The organism is Paenibacillus tundrae, assembly GCF_030812775.1.
Lineage (GTDB): Bacteria > Bacillota > Bacilli > Paenibacillales > Paenibacillaceae > Paenibacillus > Paenibacillus tundrae_A.
The window spans coordinates 40222-59081 of record NZ_JAUSTI010000009.1 but is presented as its reverse complement, the minus strand read 5'-3'; the positions used below and the strand labels follow the sequence as shown (position 1 = coordinate 59081).

Sequence of the window (18860 nt, the reverse complement as noted above, 5' to 3'; positions counted from 1 at the left end):
TCACACTCGCTAATGTCTATGCGAATCGAACCACCCAGATAATAAAGAGCACAATCATGACGATTTGCAAAATGATTTTCATTACCGTACTTGTGAACAGTCCCACTACGGAACCAAAACCAACCTTAGTCGCTTTGGAAGGTGATGATCCTCCGATAAGCTCCCCAATAAAGGCACCGAGGAATGGGCCTAGTACAAGCCCGAACGCCGGGATGACAAATGGGCCAATGATTACACCGATCGTACTTAATGTGGTGGATAGTTTGGAACCGCCGAATTTCTTAACGCCCCAGGCGCTAACGACATAGTCAGCCACGAACAGTACAACGACGATCAAAATCTGAGTAATCCAGAACCACACACCAAACGGATCAAAACTAAAGAACCATCCATAGACCAGAAATGCGAAGAATATCGCTACAGCACCCGGTAAGATTGGATAGACGGTTCCCGCCATGCCTACTGCAAACAGAAGTACAATTAAAATCCAACCAACGGTTGCGAGCAAAGGTTACTCCCCCTTTAAAATATGTTCACGGATAACTTCAACGATGCCATCTTCATTATTGCTCCCCACAATGAGATCTGCCGCTTCTTTCACTTGCTCCTGGGCATTGCCCATAGCTACACCTAAACCTACAGCTTCAATAACCGCTAGATCGTTCAAGCTGTCGCCGACCGCAACTACCTCAGACATCTCAATGCCAAGCAACTTACACACTTCAGCTACACCGCTCGCTTTGGATATGCCTGCCGGGTTAATCTCAATGTTAACAGGTGAAGAATTCGTCATTTGCAGACCGCCAAGTTCCTGTAGTTCCAGCATGATCTGGTGACGCACTTCGTCAATCTCAGTGGTATATCCGAACTTCAGCCATTCCAAGCCTTCGATATTGTCTGTCCACCGATCTCGGTTGAACAGCTCTTCGACGGAGTATGCCCAGTACCAGCTGTTATATTTCTCCCCGATCTGTTGCAGCTTGCGGATTAATGACGGATCCATCAGATGACGGAAATGTAGATCATTCGGAGCTTTCCACACTTCACTACCATTCACAGTAATCATCGGAGTCTCTAAACCAAGCTGCACCGCATAAGGCATAGCATGGAATACCGCTCTTCCTGTAGATAGACATACATGTACACCGCGGCGCATCGCAATTTTGATCCATTTGGCCGTTTCCTGTGTAATCTCATGATTATCATCTAGCAATGTTCCATCCATATCGAGTGCTAGCAATTTGTATTTCAGTTCGCTCATGTTGTATTCCTCCTCAGTTGTCTCTCTTTATTCCCATCCAACATACTTTCACACAAAGATCGCCCGGTATCCGCACAAGCGGACGCCCCGGACGTCACAGCTAACGACATTTTACCACAGATGATCCATATGCAACAAAAAAACGCCTGCACGAAGCAGACGGTTAAAAATCAATTTTCTATTTTATTTTGAACCTGATCATAAACAAATTTACTTTACGGGTGCAAATTCACACCGTGCATGTGGAAAGAGGTGAAGGCAGGGCTACCCTGATTCCTGATTAAGCCATTCGGTAATTTCAGTAGGCTCAGGCTATCTCAAATGCGGCATCTACAATCATTCCAGTCGTTGCTGTAACTTGCAATTCACCATCACTTCCGGTCTGTGCCTTACTCGAACAAGCAGTAACCACCAAAATTAACGCCAAAGCCGCAAGTGTTATGAACCCTCGATGAATACCCCCCATTTTCACAACTAACATCCAAACATCCCCTTTCTTACCCTGAAGTCTTTGTTTATGTCTGGCTTTGTTGTACAAGGCATTAAAATTTAAACCAGGCTAATAAAGTTTCCCTTGAGCAAATTTTAGCCGATGCAAAATAAACAGGCAAGAGCAAATTCCCCTTGCCTGTCCTACATTCATCATGAGCCGTCTTTCAACTTATGTTCTCGCATGTATTTTAAAGAATGAATTATTCCGGAACCTTATTGTTGTTGCTCTGCATCCTTCTTACCTTTGGGAATGCCGTTTAGACCATACACTTCGTCATAGGCATCAAAGATTTTGCGGGCAACTGGAGCCGCACTAACCGAACCAAATCCCCCCTCGGGTACAACAACTGCTACCGCAAGTTTCGGATTATCCCGTGGTGCAAAAGCGATAAACACGCCATTTTCCTTTTTATTCGGTCCTGTACCTTGCTCCGAGGTTCCTGTTTTTCGCGCAAAATCATAGGCAAATCCATCAAATGAGCTTACCTTTGTCACCATCCCGCGGTGAACCTCATTCCAATACGCATCCGCAAATTCGACCTCGTTTAATACTTTGGGTTGGATCTTCTTGACCACATTACCATCCGCATCACGGATCTCCTTCACCAAATGTGGCTCCATCCGCTTACCTTTATTGGCAAGCATCGTCGTATATTGGGCAAGCTGAAGTGTGGTGTACTTCGCTTGTTGGCCGAATGATGCAAAAGCTAAACGCGTCAGCCCAGATTCATGTTCCTCCTTGTATTCCAATCGTCCCAAGAACTCACCAGGTAGATCTACACCCGTAGATACGCCAAGGCCAAAATCCTTCATGTACTCATCCCACTTATTAATACCTTCTACCGAGCCATACTTATTCAGTAATCGTTTACCCACCATATCAATCATGAAGGCATTCGATGATTTCTCAATAGCTCTTCTTGCCGTGATGTGCCCATTGTATGCGGAATGTGAGTTTTTCACTTGTCTGCCGTCTTTACCTAAGATAGCATAACCCTGATCGTGATAGGTCTGTCCAGCTGTAAACAGCCCTTCCTTCAAGCCGATCAGTACACTGAGCGGTTTAATTACTGATCCAAGTAGTACAACGGATTCTGCTTTCTTTCTCGAATCGTCCGGTGGGAAAGAGGCCATTGTTCCGTTACGATACACAAACTTAATTTTGTCATAATCCCAATCGTTTGGATCATAATCTGGCATACTCGCCATGGCTACGACATTCCCCGTGTCCACTTCCATTGCTACCGCATAACCGGTAACCGCTTTAGGCAATCTGCGTAATTCATCGGTGATGGCCTCCTGTGCTGCCAGCTGAACTTCTTTATTAATTGTGGAGATCAGACTATACCCCTTCTGCGGCGGTGTCTGCTCCATCGCACCCTCTGGCAAATTACGGGCATTGATGTCGATTGACTGGTAGCCACTACGCCCGCGAAGCTCTTCCTGATATTGAAATTCCAGTCCATCTACCCCAACATTCTCCTGTTGAGTATAGCGTAGTCCGGGGTCACGCTGCGTCGCTTCAGCCTCACCAATTTTTTTATACTTTTCTGAGTTTTGCTGTTGTCCCTTGAACTCTCTCGTATACCCAATGGCTTGAACAGCAACGCCATCCGGATCATATCTTCGTACGTTCTCCTCCAGTACCATCGCCCCTGGATACTCTGCTTTTTTCTCCATAAAATAAGCAATTTCTTGCGTATTCAGATCCGACTTTACAAGCCTAGGCGTATATCCATGCGCTTTCTGAGATTCAAGATCCAAGCGTTTAATAATCTCTTCTGCATCCGGTTGCTCTGGATCTCCTGGGTTAAACTGCTGGAACACACTTGCCAGATCATCAGCTAACTCCCGCGCTTCTTCTTGCCTCGCTCCTCTACTGTAGTCCTCGTATAACATTACATACAGAGACTGTACAGGAACGGAATAAGCCAATGCCACTTCTCCAGTCGCATCATAGATTGGTCCACGCACAGGTGCAAGTGGAATATCCTTCGTATTACGACTCGTTTCCATGTAGGTGAGTTCAGGCCCCTCAACGAATTGCACAAAGGCTAACCGGAAAATCAATATACTAAATATGACAAATGCTGTGAAAAAAAACATATTAAGTCTTGCACTCGATAGCTTATTAACAGGTGGATCTTCCGTCACAATTTTGCTCTTTTTCCATCGGTTAAACATGTATTAAGCCTCTCCGTTCCTACGTTCATATTCGTTGTTCTTCTATGAGTTTATCAAAGGTAACCCACAATGTCCTCCAAATATTGGTTACACTTTCGTCACAGGTGATTAGCTCATCATAAATGGTAATACACCAAATAACTAACAACATGAACCATCTCCAAAACAGTCTTACATGTGCTTTGTCTTTAAGTCCACTTCACCGTAACTATTGTAGAATTAGACGATGGACGATATCAAAAATAAAAGAGGTTCCCTAGAGGGAACCTCTTAATATTAACTGATACGTTATTACTGCGTATCCGTTTCATTATTTTCCTTCTTCTTCGGAACTCCGTCTAAGCCAAACTCTTCGTCATACGCATCGAAGATTGCGCGTGCAACTGGTGCTGCACTGCTCGAACCAAAGCCCCCTTCAGGGATGACTACAGCTACTGCAAGCTTAGGATTATTGCGTGGAGCGTATGCAATAAATACCCCGTTATCGACATTTTTGCCGCCGACGACCTGTGTAGATGTCCCTGTTTTTCTTGCAAAATCATACGGGAAGCTGCTAAAGGCCGAGACCTCTGTCGCCATACCGCGCTGTACTTCATTCCAATATGCATCATTGAACTCTACAGTACTCAGCACTTTCGGCTTGATCTTCTCTACAACGTTACCTTCCGAGTCCCGGATCTCCCTTACCAATTGAGGCTCCATCCGTTTTCCTTTGTTGGCAAGCATCGTTGTATACTGTGCAAGCTGCATGGCTGTATATTTACCCTGTTGTCCAAAGGAAGCATATACAAGTCGAGTAAGCGAACTTTCGGCATCATTGTTGTAATCCTTAAGACCAGCATATTCGCTCGGTAGATCAACGCCCGTTTTTACGCCTAATCCGAATTGTTCCATGTACCCATTCCACACATCAATACCTTTGGCACCATAACGGCTATATAAGTTTTTACCGATCTCATCAATCATAAACGTGTTAGAGGAGTGACGAATGGCATCACGAGGACGCAACAGACCATACACGTGACCGCCTGAGTTCTGCACTCTACGATTATCTCCACCAAACGTCGTTGAACCTCTATCCGGGTAGACTGTGTTTGTTGTAATAAAGCCCTCTTTCAAACCGATCAGCACACTAAGTGGTTTGATGGTCGAACCGAGCAATACAACTGATTCCGCACGCTTTCTGGAGTCATCAGGCGCGAATCCCCGAATCGTACCATTTAGATAGATATACTTAATACTATCGTACTGCTCGTTCGTAATACTTCCGGTTCTCCATACGTTGGTATCGTAATCCGGCATACTGGCGGCAGCCACAACTTTACCCGTGTCTACTTCCATCGCAACCGCAAAACCTGTCTTTGCATTAGGATGCAATTTACCTGAGACTGGATTCCGATGAAGCCAATTGAGCTGATCCATAATTGCCTGCTCTGTCTTCACTTGAACGTTTTTGTTAATGCTGGCAATCAGATCATAGCCTTTCTCGGGAGGGGTCGTCCCCGCTACACCTTCTGGCAGATTCCGCAAGTCCACGTCCACCGAGTTATATCCGCTCTTACCACGCAGAACATCCTGATACTGAAGCTCCAGTCCATCGAAGCCGACAAACTCATTCTCTGTGTATACGAGACCTGGATCCTTCTGTGTTTTATTCGCCGCGTCAATCGCTTCATATTTGTCGAGTGATTTGGAACTTTTAAATTTCTTCAAGTAACCAATCGTCTGAACTGCCACGGTATCTGGGTCATAGTATCGTACACTTTCCTCTACAATCTGGATGCCCTTGAACTCATCCTTATGCTGGAGGAAATAAGCAACTTCCTCTTCGGACAGACCACTCTTAATCAGACGTGGCATGAATCCATTGGCTTTACGTGAGTTCAAGTCCATCTCTTCGATGATATTTTCCACGGTAAGTGACTCAGAGTCTTTTGTTTTGTACTTCTCAAACACATCATGAAGCCGAGTTGCCATATCTTCCACTTCGGGCATATAAGGACTTGGTTCGCCCCCTACGTCGCCATAATTTTTATACAGCGTTAGATAGAGTGACTGAATGGGTTTGGAGTAGGCCAACTTCACTTCACCCGTGGAATCATAGATCGTACCCCTCACCGGAGCAAGCGGAACATCCTTCGTAATGTTGCTGGCCTCTTCCTGACTTAGTTCAGGTCCCTCAACAAATTGTAAAAATGCCAAACGTACAATAATAACACTAAAAATAACAAAGGAAACGAAGAAAAATACGTTGATACGGTAACTGAAGCGCCGTTTATCCGTAAGTTCGTCCTTTTCTTTTGAATGATTGTTCATTCACCTTACCTCTTTCATGACTTGGTGCATACCGCGTAATATGGAATCACTCACGGCATGATAACTTGTCAACGTCCTCATATTCAGGGCTCCTGCCCGGTGTATTGTTATGTTGTCTGATCTTTCAGATGGGTATCGGCAAAATTCGGAGGATTGAACCAGTCGCCACTCACTGCCCATGTTGGGTCAAGCGGAATCCAGCTCTGGGAATCACTCAAATAAATCTCGTTCCATGCATGAGGACCATAACCGCCCTGCCCATTGTAGCCAAGACCTGTGACAACCTTAACCTCAAGCCCTTGTGATCGAGCCATCACAGCGTACAAGCGGGCATAGTCGATGCATACGCCCTTACGTGTATCAAACGTATTTTGCGGAGTCTGCTCATGCCAAATGCCTTTTTGTTCATAATCATCTACTTTGCCGTAATCATACTCAATTCGTGAGCCAACCCAATCATACAGTGCCCGCGCCTTTTCTTCCTCCGTAGACTTGCCTTGCACAATCTCTTGTGCCGCAGACTCGATATCGGCCGGGATATTATGATCTATCACATCATACTTGCGCTGTAAAATACCACCCAGTTCTTTCTGCACAGCCTGCGTAAACACAGGAAGCTTGTCCTTGATCAGATTACCCGACAACGGCTCAATCACAGATTTGGCTCCTTGCATGTAGATGGGCGAAGCCTCCACGTAACGACTGAACATGCTGCCTGGATAAAGGCTCACGATCATAAATAGAATGGCAATCACAATCATTCCACGCGCAGAGCCGATAATCGCACCAATGATTGCACCGGTTAAACGGCTAAAGAACCCTTTAGGCCAGCTCTCCCGATCCGCCGAATCATTCCTTTTATAGAAAAAGGACGATAGGAATCCGAGAATCAATCGGATAAATCCATAGCTAATGACAAATAACACAGCGAACCGCATCAACGGAAAATCAGCAATGGCTGTAACTAATGTATAATACATTTGCTCCCAGCGATTCAAATCTCGGTTAGGGATTGTCCCGGCATACGTAGACAGCCATTGCTGAACATATGGCGCAAGCCATAGCGTAAGACCCACAGACAGCAGAATACTGATGACCACCATAATACCATCCATGAGGAAACCAAATAGTCTGCCTGCGGAACGCGATGCTCCTCTAGACCACCCTTGCAGCAATGAAGCTGCCACAATTAACAACAGCACAATGGTAATCCCGTTGAATTCCTTCAAGCTGTCCAGCCAACTTTGCAGCACGAATTCATTCCCCCTTTACTACGAAGCTGGAGTTCAAAAAGGACGGTTGCCGCTAGGCATCCCTCGTAATCAACATCGGACTTTTTGAACACCTCTAAGAAGCTGGTGCTGTTACGTTCCCTTTAGCCTTATCGACAAAGGTACGTATCGTTTCGTTATCCAAATTCCATTCACCCAGCGAGATCCCGCGAAGCGTAACATTGACTTTGTCTGAGCCTGCAGCGCCTTTAATCTCGACATTGGGACTTGTAATAGTGAATTCTCCATTCTGTCCTTTGGCATAGGTCGCCTTAGACGCTTCGTTCACCATAAGGTTCGTTGCTTCTTTCTTCAATGTATCCATCGTGCTGCTTTGAACATCCGTTACCGTCTGTTTGATCTGGTCAATGGAGATACCACTGTATATCAGTAGAGCCGCAATAATGATAATGGCAATCGCCCATTTCAATACCGTTTTGACGACATTCAGAACAAAGAACAAAATGATCAATGCAACAACGATCACAAGCCAGTTCTGCATCACAAACTCTTTAATTACTTCTATGTCCATGACTACACCTTCCGAATTAGAGTTAAGTACACACTTCCCGAATATTATACATGATTTCCGAACCTGCTGTCAGCTAAGCCTATAGGTGTGAAAATAAAGGGTCTAAGTTCGTCCCTCCGGGCGTACAAGTAGTACCATGAGGTTATGCGTGATAAACGCGAATACCATGATACACCACCGATGAACATGTATCGTTTAACAAGGAGGGGCTTTTGTGAAAACGGCCATATGGCTCTATTTATTTTTGTTTCTTGCTGTTTTTGATCTGCATGCCCAGTATCCAATCCTGACGCCATTTGCGATTTCGCTTGGGGCAGCTCCAACATTCATTGGTTGGATGATGGGCATCTACTCCTTGACTCATTTACCTGGTAATCTCATTGCTGGTACGCAAATCGACAAACACGGTAGCCGTCGCTACATTGTGTTCAGTCTGTTAGGTGCGGGCATCATTCTGCTCATTCAAGCCCAGATTCACACCCCCTGGCAGCTGCTCGCACTTCGCTCCATCAGCGGGTTTGTGCTCGCTTTTCTATCTCCTGCCTGTCTAGCTCTGCTAGCTCAGTTGTCTCGTGATCCCGTTACTCAGGGCAAGTATATGTCTGGTCATGGTGTAGTGCATACACTCGCATCCGTTGTATCTCCCGCAGCAGGAGCACTCATCGTAGGTAGTATGGGATTTTCGGCAACCTTTGCTAGCCTTGGTTATTTGCTCATTCTGACTGGTGTTATCGCCTTCTTCTCCATGCCTAAAGGGTTAATTGAGCCACAGCATGAGAAGGTAACTGAGCCTGCTAAGCCAAGCCATTTAACGGAGAGCAAAAAGGTGTTCCTGCCCGTATCCTGGCGTTATTTTGCGTTGCCACTTGTCATAGCTTGTGCCCAAGGTATCCTGTTCTTTGAACTGCCTCTTCGAGGAGGAGGCCATTCCTCCATCATGTCTACAGGACTTCTATTTTCCATCATTAGTATCGGAGCCTTATTTACATTGAGCATGTTATTCCTTAACCGATATTCACCTAAACTACGTGTAACCGCAGGTGTATTATTGATGTCCCTTTGCTTCTTCGCCTTAGCAGCTATTCCTCAGTTGCCTTTGCCTACTGTCCTGTTTGTACTCGGGATGTCCAAGGGTATCACGTTTCCTGCAATGGCAACCCTGTTTATTAGGCTAAGCGGCGGCAACAAGCTAGGTCGAATTTTCTCTCTACAATCCATCGCAACATCCATCGGATCATTCATTGGGCCGATCGCAGCTGGACAGATTCGTGTGGGAGTCTCTCCTTATTTTATCGGATTCGTCTTATTAATGGTTGGTATTCTTCTGCTTCCCTATTTCACTTCCAGACGAGAAGGTTCATTGTCAGCGTCTGACACCAAGAGTGTTTTGGGTTAATATGATAATAGACGTTCATTTAGCCTCAATCCCTGCAAGAGTTTGTTTTTTTGCTAGTCCTTTGCATCATTCCCCTATTTACAGCTACACTATATATGATCCGTCGATTTCCGCAACAACATTTCCCGGGGAATGTCGACACAAGCTCTCGAACAAGAGGTGAATATGATGCCTATTCATGTCATCGTGGAAGGTAAGAATGATCGTAGCAAACTCAAACGACTGGTTGGACCTGAGATCAACATTTTGTGTACATTTGGAACACTGAATTCTCTAAAGCTTGAGACGCTTAAAAAGCAGGTTGGTTATGATGAAGTCTATCTGTTTATGGATAATGACAGCTCTGGCAAGAAGATCAGAGGCGTTCTGCGGGATGCTTTTCCGGATGCGGAACAGATGTACACCAGACGTGGTTATGCGGGAGTAGAAGGAACACCAGATGAATACATTATTGCTCAGTTGGAAAAAGCAGGCTTAGAGGCATATATTCAATATCCGGAACAGCCGTCATTTTAAAATATGCCCAATACAAAGAGGCACCTGCTCAGATCTGTGTTTGATCTGGGCGGTGCCTTTAATTGTTATACATACGTGAGATACACTCCGTACCCCATCATCTCATTTCTTACTCCTTAATTAGATTGCGGATATCTTCTGCAATCACAGCAGGATCAACATTTTCCGGTGTATTGCCTGGACTGTAGATTTTGCGCAGTTGATTGTTCCGATCCACCAAGCCAATCAAGTTCATATGTGCAAAATCATCCTTAGTCTCACCCTCAATCAAAATCTGGAAAGATTCCCTGGCGAATTTCTTCGTCTCTTCCATATCCCCGCGAAGGAAATACCAACCATTGTAATCGGCATGGAATCGATCGGCAAATTCCTTAATCTTCTCCTTTGTGTCCACCTCTGGATCAAACGAAATTGAAACAAACGAAGCATCATTGCCAAATGTATCGTCCTCTTTCAACAGATCCTGAACTTGAGAAAGCGTGAATGTCGTTATCGGGCATACATCTGGACAACTGGTGAAATAAAAGTAGAATAAACGGACTTTGCCTTGAGTATCCTCAAGCGATACGGTATTCCCATCTACATTTTCCATAGAAAAGGATTGGATCTCCCGGATTTCGGGTAATTTCTCCTTGCTTGCAAATAGATTTCCCCACATCAGATACACAGCCATAGCCAGTGCTAATGCGAGCAATATCCATGTCCAAATATACTTTCTGAACATAATCCTCTTCCTTTCTCCCTTGTCGTTACGATGAAGACGCATACATAGGATGAAATCAAACGGCTTATACTTTGTTCTTGCTCCTCCACATGTAATCATGTTGAACCAATGGCCTATTTCTTAATTATGTATTATCGAGAAAATCCAACTATTATAGAGCACGCTTCTATTGTACCTGTTCTACAGCAACATGCCTACGAAACTTTTTTGAGGATGTCGCACGAAACGGTAAAGCCAGTCTCTTTTATATCCGATATAAAGTTTATCACAGAAAATTCCAAAAAAGTGGGACAATGCATGTACAAATATCGAACAAAAACGTCGTTGATTTGAGCCTTGTTTTGCTAATGACCTGTTTTGCTTCTAGGCAGACGGATAATATACACTATAGATGGGTATCACCTAGATAGAGAATGATTAGAGGTTGTTCAAAAAGTCCGCTTTTGATTACGAAGGATGCCTGTCGGCATCTCAGCATTGAATATGGGATTCAGTCGAAATAAGCGGGATGCTTACGAAGCTTGTTTCCTTCGGAAACATGTAGTTGCTCACGTAGGTTTGCCTACGCTCCGCTACTCCATTTCTATCTTCATCCCATCTTCTCGGTACTGAAAACCGACCTTTTTGAACACGTATGATGAGTATGATGAGAACGATCTACACAACAAAGGAGACGTTTATGGATACTTCTACACATTTTGTCATGGGCATTGGTTTGGCCGGGCTCGCTTATGTTGATCCTGTTGTAGCCTCAAGCCCTATGCTTGCAGCAGCGGTATTGGTCGGTACGATCGCTGGCTCACAAGCCCCTGATATCGATACTGCGCTGCGTCTCAAAAGCAACTCCCTGTATATTCGAAATCATCGCGGGATGTCCCATTCCTTGCCGTTTCTCCTGTTATGGACATTGCTCATTACAGGTGTAATCGCATTGATCTTCCCCGGTGTTGCGATTGCTCATGTTGCCATATGGACGGCTGTTGCCGTGTGTGTACACGTATTTACGGATCTGTTCAATACGTATGGCACCCAAGCGGCAAGGCCATTTACGGATAAGTGGATTGCATGGAATATCATTCATATTTTTGATCCGTTTCTGTTCAGTTCCCATGTCGTAGCAATCTTGCTCTGGGCTTTCGATGTTGTATCACCCGCCCCATTGTTCGTCACCCTGTATATCATCATCGGCTTATATTACATCTGGCGAATTATTGCACACGCTCAGGCTGTCGCTAAGGTAAAACGAATGGATTATAGTACAGATGCGACTCGTTATGTCGTAATCCCCACTATATCCTGGAATCGGTGGCATGTAGTGAAGCGTTATGCGGATGATCATTATGAGATTGGAAAACTAGATGGTTCCGACCTGACTTGGAACTTACAAGCTTCATCATCTACTCACGCAGCAGTAGCTGCTTCCCGTCAATCACCTGAGGTGCAAGCATTCCTGTACTTCACGTCATATGCCGTCGCTGAGGTTGAGGAATTACCTGCTGGCTACAAAGTCCGCTGGGCGGATGTCCGTTATCGACACCGCAAACAATACCCATTTGTCGCTGTCGTGGTCATGGATCGAAATTTTGAAACGATCGACACCTATGTGGGCTGGTTAAGTGACGAAAAAATGGATAAAAAACTTTTGTCGGCACGCTCTTGACGAAAGTGTGCCAAGAAGGGCACAATCAACATAGGAACTAAACCGCGCGAAAGCCCGGAGCATTCCGCTCCGGGCCTTCTGTGTTGTTGCTGTTTGGTTATGATGAATTATTTGCCAGACCCAGCCAGAGACTGCTCAGCGATTTGTACCAGACGTTTGGTAATATATCCACCCAGAGATCCTGTCTCACGGGAAGTGTAGTTACCATAATAACCGTCTTGTGGAATAGTTACACCCAGTTCCTGTGCAGCTTCCATTTTCAATTGTTGCAATGCTGCAGTTGCTTGAGGTACCACCAAGTTGTTAGAAGAACGAGATCCTTGTGCCATATTTAAATCTCCTTTCAATCTGTGTCTGTAATGTAATGCAAGCTTGCAAGATTATTATGTCTCGCACGCTTCAGGTTATACGGAGATTCATTAAATTTTATGATGGAGGTTTTTCCCAATGAGCAAAGGTCTATCCTTATGGTTTGCATTCTCTTCCATTGTTTTGTTAACGGTTACAGCAATATCGATGTCGTACTCAGGCTGGTTGGCTGCGTTAGGATTTATTTTATCCATGGGTAACATCGGTTGGGGCTTTGTCATCCGCGCCAAAAAAGAACGTCGTGAACTTCAGGCGTCAACGGGCTCAGCTTCTTAATTCTGTGTTTTGAAGCGACGCTTTTATAAGCGAACCAAACAACAAAAGAGGAGCCTCTGGCTCCTCATTTCGCTATATCTAATACTTATTGCTTTACACAGTTAAACTCAAATATCTCACTACCGTGCACGTCTTGGTACAAAGCCCATACGTTCTTTAACATCATTAAGTGTTTTGGAAGCCACTTCTTCTGCACGACGAGCGGAAACATCGAGAATATCAGCCAATTCGCCCGATTCACGGATCTCATGATACCGTTGTTGCAATGGCTCAATGACGGAAACGACAGCCTCTGCCAATCCTTTTTTAAATGGACCATACATCTGGCCTTCATACTGATCAGCAACCTGTTGAAGAGTCATGCCTGCACATTCCGCGTAGATACTCATGAGATTACTCACTTCCGGTTTGTTAGCCGGATCGTACACGACTTCACGTCCTGAATCCGTTGTGGCACGACTGATTTTCTTGCGAATCTCTGCCGGCGTGTCGAGCAACGCAATATAGCTGCCTGCATTCGGATTACTTTTACTCATTTTGGAGGAAGCATCATCCAATGACATCACACGTGCACCCACTTGCGGAATGTACGGATCTGGAATTGTGAAATACTCCCCATAACGGTGGTTGAAGCGACCAGCGAGATCACGCGTGAGCTCCAAATGCTGCTTCTGATCCTCACCTACTGGAACGAGATCAGCATTGTATAACAGAATGTCAGCTGCCATCAGAGATGGATATACAAACAGCCCTGCACCAACGGAATCTTTTCCTGAAGACTTATCTTTGAACTGAGTCATACGCTCAAGCTCACCCATAGAAGTGAGTGTTGTCATTAACCATCCCAACTCAGCGTGCTGAGGCACATGGGACTGCAAAAATACGTTGGACTTGGTCGGATCGATGCCAGCTGCAATAAACAGTGCAGCTACCGCCTCTGATTGTTCACGGAGTGCAGCAGGTTCCTGAGCTACAGTGACGGCATGAAGATCCACCACCATGAAGTGACATTGATAATCATGCTGAAGCTTCACAAAATTTTTGATCGCACCAATGTAGTTGCCAAGCGTAAGTTTACCACTCGGCTGAATTCCAGATAGTACAGTTTTCATAAAAAATAATGCCTCCTCGAATTTAGCTTTGATCCAGTTACTCTGGGTCAATCATGTATTCTCCGCGGACGCAAAAAGATCCCACGCCCGCAAGGGACGTGAGACCGTGGTGCCACCCTTATTCGTGCCCCTTGATAAGTAGATTCTCTGTACTTACGCACATCGATTCATCAACAAGAAACACCTTCATTGTTCCGTAACGTGGAATATACGTCAGAACCTACTGCGGGATAGAGCCAACATCAGCTACCCGGTTCAACTCCGCACTCAAGGGGCCATTCGGCAAAGAGTTCACACCGGTTCACATCACCCACCGGCTTTCTGAAGAGAGTGCCCTCCACTTACTTATCCCTATCATCGCTTTAAGAGGTTGTTTAAAAATCACTTTTTAAACAAGCATTTTCAAGTTATTCAACTCGTAAATAAAACTATATCTGAATATCATCTTAATGCCATCCACACGGATTGTCAAAAATTAAGAATGAGCTTTTTTTACCCACCTCACTGAAATCTGTTATGATGGAATAGCTTAACCCTATTCCAAGCATTCACGTGGATTGCTTAAGGGATTGCTGGCATGTACACAATGACACGCCTGCAGCGGAAGATTAAAAAAGCCGCTGGCAGACAGATTTCAAGTGGGAAAAGGAGCATCGATATGAAACAAGTGACCAAAGGCCAATGGAATGGTTACGACACGTATATCCTACATAGCCGTGAATTGGAGATTACCCTGCTACCGCGTCTTGGAAACAATATCATTTCTATTCGTGATCTCGTGCAGGGACGCGATGTCGTTCGCAGTCCAGAAGAAGATGATCTTGCATTTTATCTGCAGAAACCGTATCACTTCGGTGTTCCGCTTCTCATTCCACCTGGTCGAATTCATCGTGGACAATTCGAATATGAGGGCGTCCATTACCAGTTCGATCAGAACACAGCCAACGACAACCACATCCATGGTCTCCATCGCACACAATCCTGGTGTGTTAGTGACATTGAAGAGGATGAAGATGGTTGCGCCATCACTACGGAATTACTTACCGAGAACGAAGAGCACTGGATGGAGCAATTTCCGATCCCTCTCAAGCTAGAGATGACGTTTAGGCTGCAAAATGCTGTCCTGAGCCAACAGTTGCGCGTAACGAATTTGAGTTCAACTCCTGCTCCATTTGGAATGGGATATCATACATGGTTCCTCCTTGACGGCGCACCTGCCGAATGGACACTTCAGCTGCCTGTTTCAGGTTTATATTCACAGAATGAAGAACAGTTGCCTACAGGTGAAATTGCAGAGCTAGGTGAATGGGCTGCCTTGAACGAAGGTGTGAATATGCAAGGCCGAAATTGGGATACACTTCTCAAGGCTGACGAGCATAAACCGGCTATTGCTCAACTGCGACGTCAGGATGGCTATCTGCTGAATTATTCAGCAGATGAACGATATTTCAAACATTGGGTTCTCTATACCAAAGGCGAATCCGATCAATTCCTGTGCATTGAGCCTTACACGTGGCTTTCCGATGCCCCGAATCTGTCTTTATCCGATCAGCAAACGGGATTGATTCGACTGGAACCACAGCAGCCAGTAGAGCTGGTTACACGGATTGAGATTGTTCCTCCAGTAGAATAATGTTATAAAGAAACAACTCTATCATGCACCTCATCATGCTCACAGACGTACGTTCTTCATTTTACCTATACGCCAAAAAGCCAATCCTTATAGGATCGGCTTTTTGCTTATACCCTTCACATCAATAACCCCTAAAATTTCCCTTACGCCATATGATGTATATTTCTTCATACTCTAACCATACTAACATCACCAACCCATAAGGAGGTGACACACATGTACGGAGGCCAAAACCAAGGTAATAGAAACAGCTCTAACAATCTGGTTGTTCCCCAAGCAACAGCAGCTTTGCAACAATTGAAAATGGAAGCGGCGCAAGAGCTGGGTGTAACCATTCCACAAGATGGATACTACGGTAACTACACTTCCCGTGAGACAGGATCTCTGGGAGGATACATTACTAAACGTCTGGTTCAAATCGCTGAGCAGCAATTATCGGGTCGTTCTTAAGAACTCGAAAGCATGCTTACGTGGTAAAGCTAAAAGCGGCCTTCTTCGGAAGTGCCGCTTTTGGTTATGCTGGCGCTTAGGAAGTTGATTCCATTCCTGAATCCTTGTATGTATTTGTCCTAGGATAACGAATCATTAAGTTAGCCATATTGTAATTGGATTCCATCATTGCATCTACCAATATCGTGCCTTGTCTTACTGTAAAGTCATATGAAATTTCTCCATGTGTCCAATTCTTCTTGAATTTCAACGTCTCTAATGCCATAACCCGGAAAGAAGACCGCTGAGCTTCATTTAATCCCTCATTCTCCACTTCTAATTGTCCATTCCGCCCAGATATCGGATTATGTCGAATTCCGAATTTTCCAATTACGTTATTGCGTATTTGCACAAAAACAATACCTGAATCTAACCCTGCCAACTCATTATCAAGCTCTTTGAACACCAGATCTAACTGTCGTGCTAATGAAAGCTGGTCAATTTTTACCATACTGCTCCTCCTTTATGCACTTCATCCCTTCATAACAAGGACTTACGACTCATTATATGACAATATATATAGTCATTCAACAATAACAAACAAACTTGGGTATTTATTACTATGGTTTGCACAATTAATTGCCATTTGCGCGATTAAAACTGAGTTTTTTCTCTCTATTGCGACAAAATAATCGCATCTGTTGTAGTCAACAAAAAAGACTGCCACCAAAATAACGTGCATCGGGCTGGCAGTCTTGTATGATATACAAATGACATTTGTAGCTCGGTAAATATCAAAACGTCACTATAAGCGGGTCTACAGGAATCGCTTGAATAAAGCCTACTTTTGGAACAACCTCTATATATGCTTATTAATGATCCTCTGTCATCTCAAGGAACTTTTCAATGTCAGCTATAACTAGATCGGCAGCATTTTGCCAGAACTCAGGCTTAGTTAGGTCAGTCCCCAGATGTTTATGTGCCAATTGCTCTACAGTCATTCGCCCCGTATCTCTCAGCAAGTCGTCATATTTATCCGCAAAGGCTGTTCCCTCTTGCTGTGCTCTAGCATAGATTCCTGCACTGAACATATAACCGAACGTGTACGGGAAGTTATAGAATGGTACACCTGTCAGATAGAAATGTAGCTTCGATGCCCAGAAATGCGGATGATCAGATGCTAACACACCACAGAATGCTTCTTGTTGGGCATCCACCATTAATTTGGATAGTTCATCGGCACTAACGAGTCCCTTTTTACGTTGCTCATAGAAACGATTCTCAAATAAGAAGCGAGCGTGGATATTCATAAAGAAGGCTACACTTCGTTGAATTTTATCTTCCAATAAAGCCAACTTCTCTTGTTCGTCTGTCGCCGCTTGAACAAGTGCATCAGCAACGATCAATTCAGCAAAGGTCGATGCTGTCTCCGCCACATTCATCGCATAGCGCTGATTCAGCGCAGGCAGCTCTTCCATAATATGTTGATGATATCCATGTCCTAACTCATGAGCGAGTGTCGAAACATTTGATGGAGTCCCAGAGAATGTCATGAAGATTCGAGTTGCTTTGCTCAGTGGCAGAGATGTACAGAATCCACCTGGACGTTTACCAGGACGGTCTTCAGCTTCTATCCAACGCTTCTCAAATGCCATCTCAGCAAATTTGGAAAGCTTGGGACTGAACTTTGCGAACTGTTCAACAATATTAATCGCAGCTTCATCATAAGTCACTTTGCCACCCGATTTTCCAACAGGAGCATCGACGTCACTCCAACTCAGCTTGTCTACGCCAAGAAGCTTTGCTTTGCGCTCTAGGTAACGAACTAATGAAGGTTTGGCTCCGTTAATCACATCCCACATCGTATCCAGTGTCTGACGCGACATCCGGTTAATCGCCAAAGGCTCTTTGAGGATATCATCCCAGCCACGCTTCTCATATAACTTAAGACGGAAGCCAGCAAGATGATTCAGCGTATCCGCACAAAAATCCTCGACGTCAGTCCAAGCTTCTTCCCACTGCGCGAAAACCTTTTCGCGTACAGTGCGATCACTGTCACTAAGCTTGTTGGAAGCCTGTCCTGCTGATAGCATGACTGTTTCTCCATTTTGCTCAAACGGAATGTTAATTTTCCCTACAATTGTATTATAGAATTTGCCCCAGCCATGGTAACCATCAACCCCTAAATCAAGAGCAAGACCCTCAAGTTCAGGTGACAGCTTCTCACGAGCTTGTGTACGACTTTCGTTAAGTACGAAAGATAATGGCTGAATGTCATCCCGAGCAATCCACGCTTCCCATACGTGGTCTTCCGTTTCACTGAGTTTGTTATCAAACTGGGATTTACTGCTGCTCAGCATAGCTGCAAGGGAACTAATCGCACCTTGAAGCTGTGTAGCCTTCTTGTCCTTCTGATTCTGTGAAGAGAGACAAGATACAAAGGCCGATCCTTCCGAAGTCCGAATGTAGCAGCTCTGCAACAATTCCAGAATCGGATCAAATGTTTTCGTTTCCTCCAGATTGCTTGGTACTGGTGTTTCTTTCAGTAGTTGCTGAAGGTTGCGAACATCCTGCTCAAGCTCAACTAAATATGCAGCAAATGATTCGGAGGAAGAACCTCCACGAAAGATGGACTCCAGATCCCATACGGGATGTAATGGTGTTTTCATTTAATCAGGCACCTCTCTCT

The 18860-nt window shown here is 44.7% G+C and carries 18 protein-coding genes and 1 other annotated feature; of the genes, 6 read left to right on the top strand and 12 right to left on the bottom strand.

All coding sequences use genetic code 11. The features are described from left to right. Positions 1-16 precede the first annotated feature (16 nt). The 7 genes from J2T19_RS17025 to J2T19_RS16995 all read right to left on the bottom strand — a co-directional run bounded on the left by J2T19_RS17025 (position 17) and on the right by J2T19_RS16995 (position 8056). Positions 17-508 carry a DUF456 domain-containing protein gene (locus J2T19_RS17025; protein ID WP_488262288.1) on the bottom strand — a complete coding sequence of 164 codons (492 nt, stop codon included), beginning with the start codon at positions 506-508 and terminating at the stop codon, positions 17-19. A gap of 3 nt (positions 509-511) precedes the next feature. Next, on the bottom strand, positions 512-1261 hold the full coding sequence (locus tag J2T19_RS17020) for a Cof-type HAD-IIB family hydrolase (RefSeq protein ID WP_307217775.1): 750 nt from the start codon (positions 1259-1261) through the stop codon (positions 512-514). A gap of 307 nt (positions 1262-1568) precedes the next feature. After that, positions 1569-1742, bottom strand: a complete 174-nt coding sequence (locus tag J2T19_RS17015; RefSeq protein WP_307217773.1) for a hypothetical protein — start codon at positions 1740-1742, stop codon at positions 1569-1571. A 224-nt stretch (positions 1743-1966) separates the two neighbouring features. Then, positions 1967-3937, bottom strand: a complete 1971-nt coding sequence (locus J2T19_RS17010; RefSeq protein ID WP_307217770.1) for a peptidoglycan D,D-transpeptidase FtsI family protein — start codon at positions 3935-3937, stop codon at positions 1967-1969. Between the two features lie 291 nt (positions 3938-4228). Continuing rightward, a complete protein-coding gene (locus tag J2T19_RS17005; RefSeq protein WP_307217768.1) occupies positions 4229-6253 on the bottom strand; it encodes a peptidoglycan D,D-transpeptidase FtsI family protein in 2025 nt (674 codons plus the stop codon). 107 nt (positions 6254-6360) lie between these two features. Continuing rightward, positions 6361-7506: a transglutaminase domain-containing protein gene (locus tag J2T19_RS17000; RefSeq protein WP_307217766.1), complete on the bottom strand. Its 1146-nt coding sequence runs from the start codon at positions 7504-7506 to the stop codon at positions 6361-6363. Positions 7507-7600: 94 nt separating this feature from the next. Beyond that, entirely contained in the window at positions 7601-8056 is a 456-nt protein-coding gene (locus J2T19_RS16995; RefSeq protein ID WP_307217764.1) for an ATPase, read from the bottom strand. A 214-nt stretch (positions 8057-8270) separates the two neighbouring features. Here J2T19_RS16995 and J2T19_RS16990 point away from each other — a divergent pair, with 214 nt between their 5' ends. Together J2T19_RS16990 and J2T19_RS16985 are read left to right on the top strand one after the other, a co-directional pair. Continuing rightward, positions 8271-9452, top strand: coding sequence for an MFS transporter (locus tag J2T19_RS16990; RefSeq protein ID WP_307217762.1), 1182 nt, complete (start codon positions 8271-8273; stop codon positions 9450-9452). A 168-nt stretch (positions 9453-9620) separates the two neighbouring features. After that, positions 9621-9968, top strand: a complete 348-nt coding sequence (locus J2T19_RS16985; protein WP_056702325.1) for a toprim domain-containing protein — start codon at positions 9621-9623, stop codon at positions 9966-9968. 109 nt (positions 9969-10077) lie between these two features. Here the strand turns inward: J2T19_RS16985 and J2T19_RS16980 are convergent, their stop codons facing one another. Beyond that, positions 10078-10692, bottom strand: coding sequence for an SCO family protein (locus tag J2T19_RS16980; RefSeq protein WP_307217759.1), 615 nt, complete (start codon positions 10690-10692; stop codon positions 10078-10080). Between the two features lie 679 nt (positions 10693-11371). Here J2T19_RS16980 and J2T19_RS16975 point away from each other — a divergent pair. Beyond that, complete coding sequence (locus tag J2T19_RS16975) at positions 11372-12352, top strand: metal-dependent hydrolase (protein WP_307217757.1); 981 nt, start codon at positions 11372-11374, stop codon at positions 12350-12352. A 107-nt stretch (positions 12353-12459) separates the two neighbouring features. Here J2T19_RS16975 and J2T19_RS16970 read toward each other — a convergent pair whose 3' ends face one another. Next, entirely contained in the window at positions 12460-12681 is a 222-nt protein-coding gene (locus J2T19_RS16970; RefSeq protein WP_056702318.1) for an alpha/beta-type small acid-soluble spore protein, read from the bottom strand. Positions 12682-12799: 118 nt separating this feature from the next. On the opposite strand from J2T19_RS16970, the gene J2T19_RS16965 reads away from it, so the two are divergent. Then, a complete protein-coding gene (locus J2T19_RS16965) occupies positions 12800-12997 on the top strand; it encodes a hypothetical protein (RefSeq protein ID WP_307217753.1) in 198 nt (65 codons plus the stop codon). A 119-nt stretch (positions 12998-13116) separates the two neighbouring features. Here J2T19_RS16965 and trpS read toward each other — a convergent pair whose 3' ends face one another. Beyond that, positions 13117-14109: a tryptophan--tRNA ligase gene (gene trpS / locus J2T19_RS16960; protein ID WP_307217751.1), complete on the bottom strand. Its 993-nt coding sequence runs from the start codon at positions 14107-14109 to the stop codon at positions 13117-13119. A gap of 89 nt (positions 14110-14198) precedes the next feature. Further along, positions 14199-14476: a binding site (T-box leader), on the bottom strand. Between the two features lie 291 nt (positions 14477-14767). On the opposite strand from trpS, the gene J2T19_RS16955 reads away from it, so the two are divergent. Continuing rightward, complete coding sequence (locus tag J2T19_RS16955) at positions 14768-15742, top strand: aldose 1-epimerase (protein WP_307218071.1); 975 nt, start codon at positions 14768-14770, stop codon at positions 15740-15742. A gap of 216 nt (positions 15743-15958) precedes the next feature. Next, positions 15959-16192, top strand: coding sequence for an alpha/beta-type small acid-soluble spore protein (locus tag J2T19_RS16950; RefSeq protein ID WP_079348951.1), 234 nt, complete (start codon positions 15959-15961; stop codon positions 16190-16192). 76 nt (positions 16193-16268) lie between these two features. Here J2T19_RS16950 and J2T19_RS16945 read toward each other — a convergent pair whose 3' ends face one another. Further along, positions 16269-16682, bottom strand: coding sequence for an O-methyltransferase (locus J2T19_RS16945; protein ID WP_307217748.1), 414 nt, complete (start codon positions 16680-16682; stop codon positions 16269-16271). A 361-nt stretch (positions 16683-17043) separates the two neighbouring features. Then, positions 17044-18840, bottom strand: coding sequence for a M3 family oligoendopeptidase (locus J2T19_RS16940; protein WP_307217746.1), 1797 nt, complete (start codon positions 18838-18840; stop codon positions 17044-17046). Positions 18841-18860: the final 20 nt, after the last annotated feature.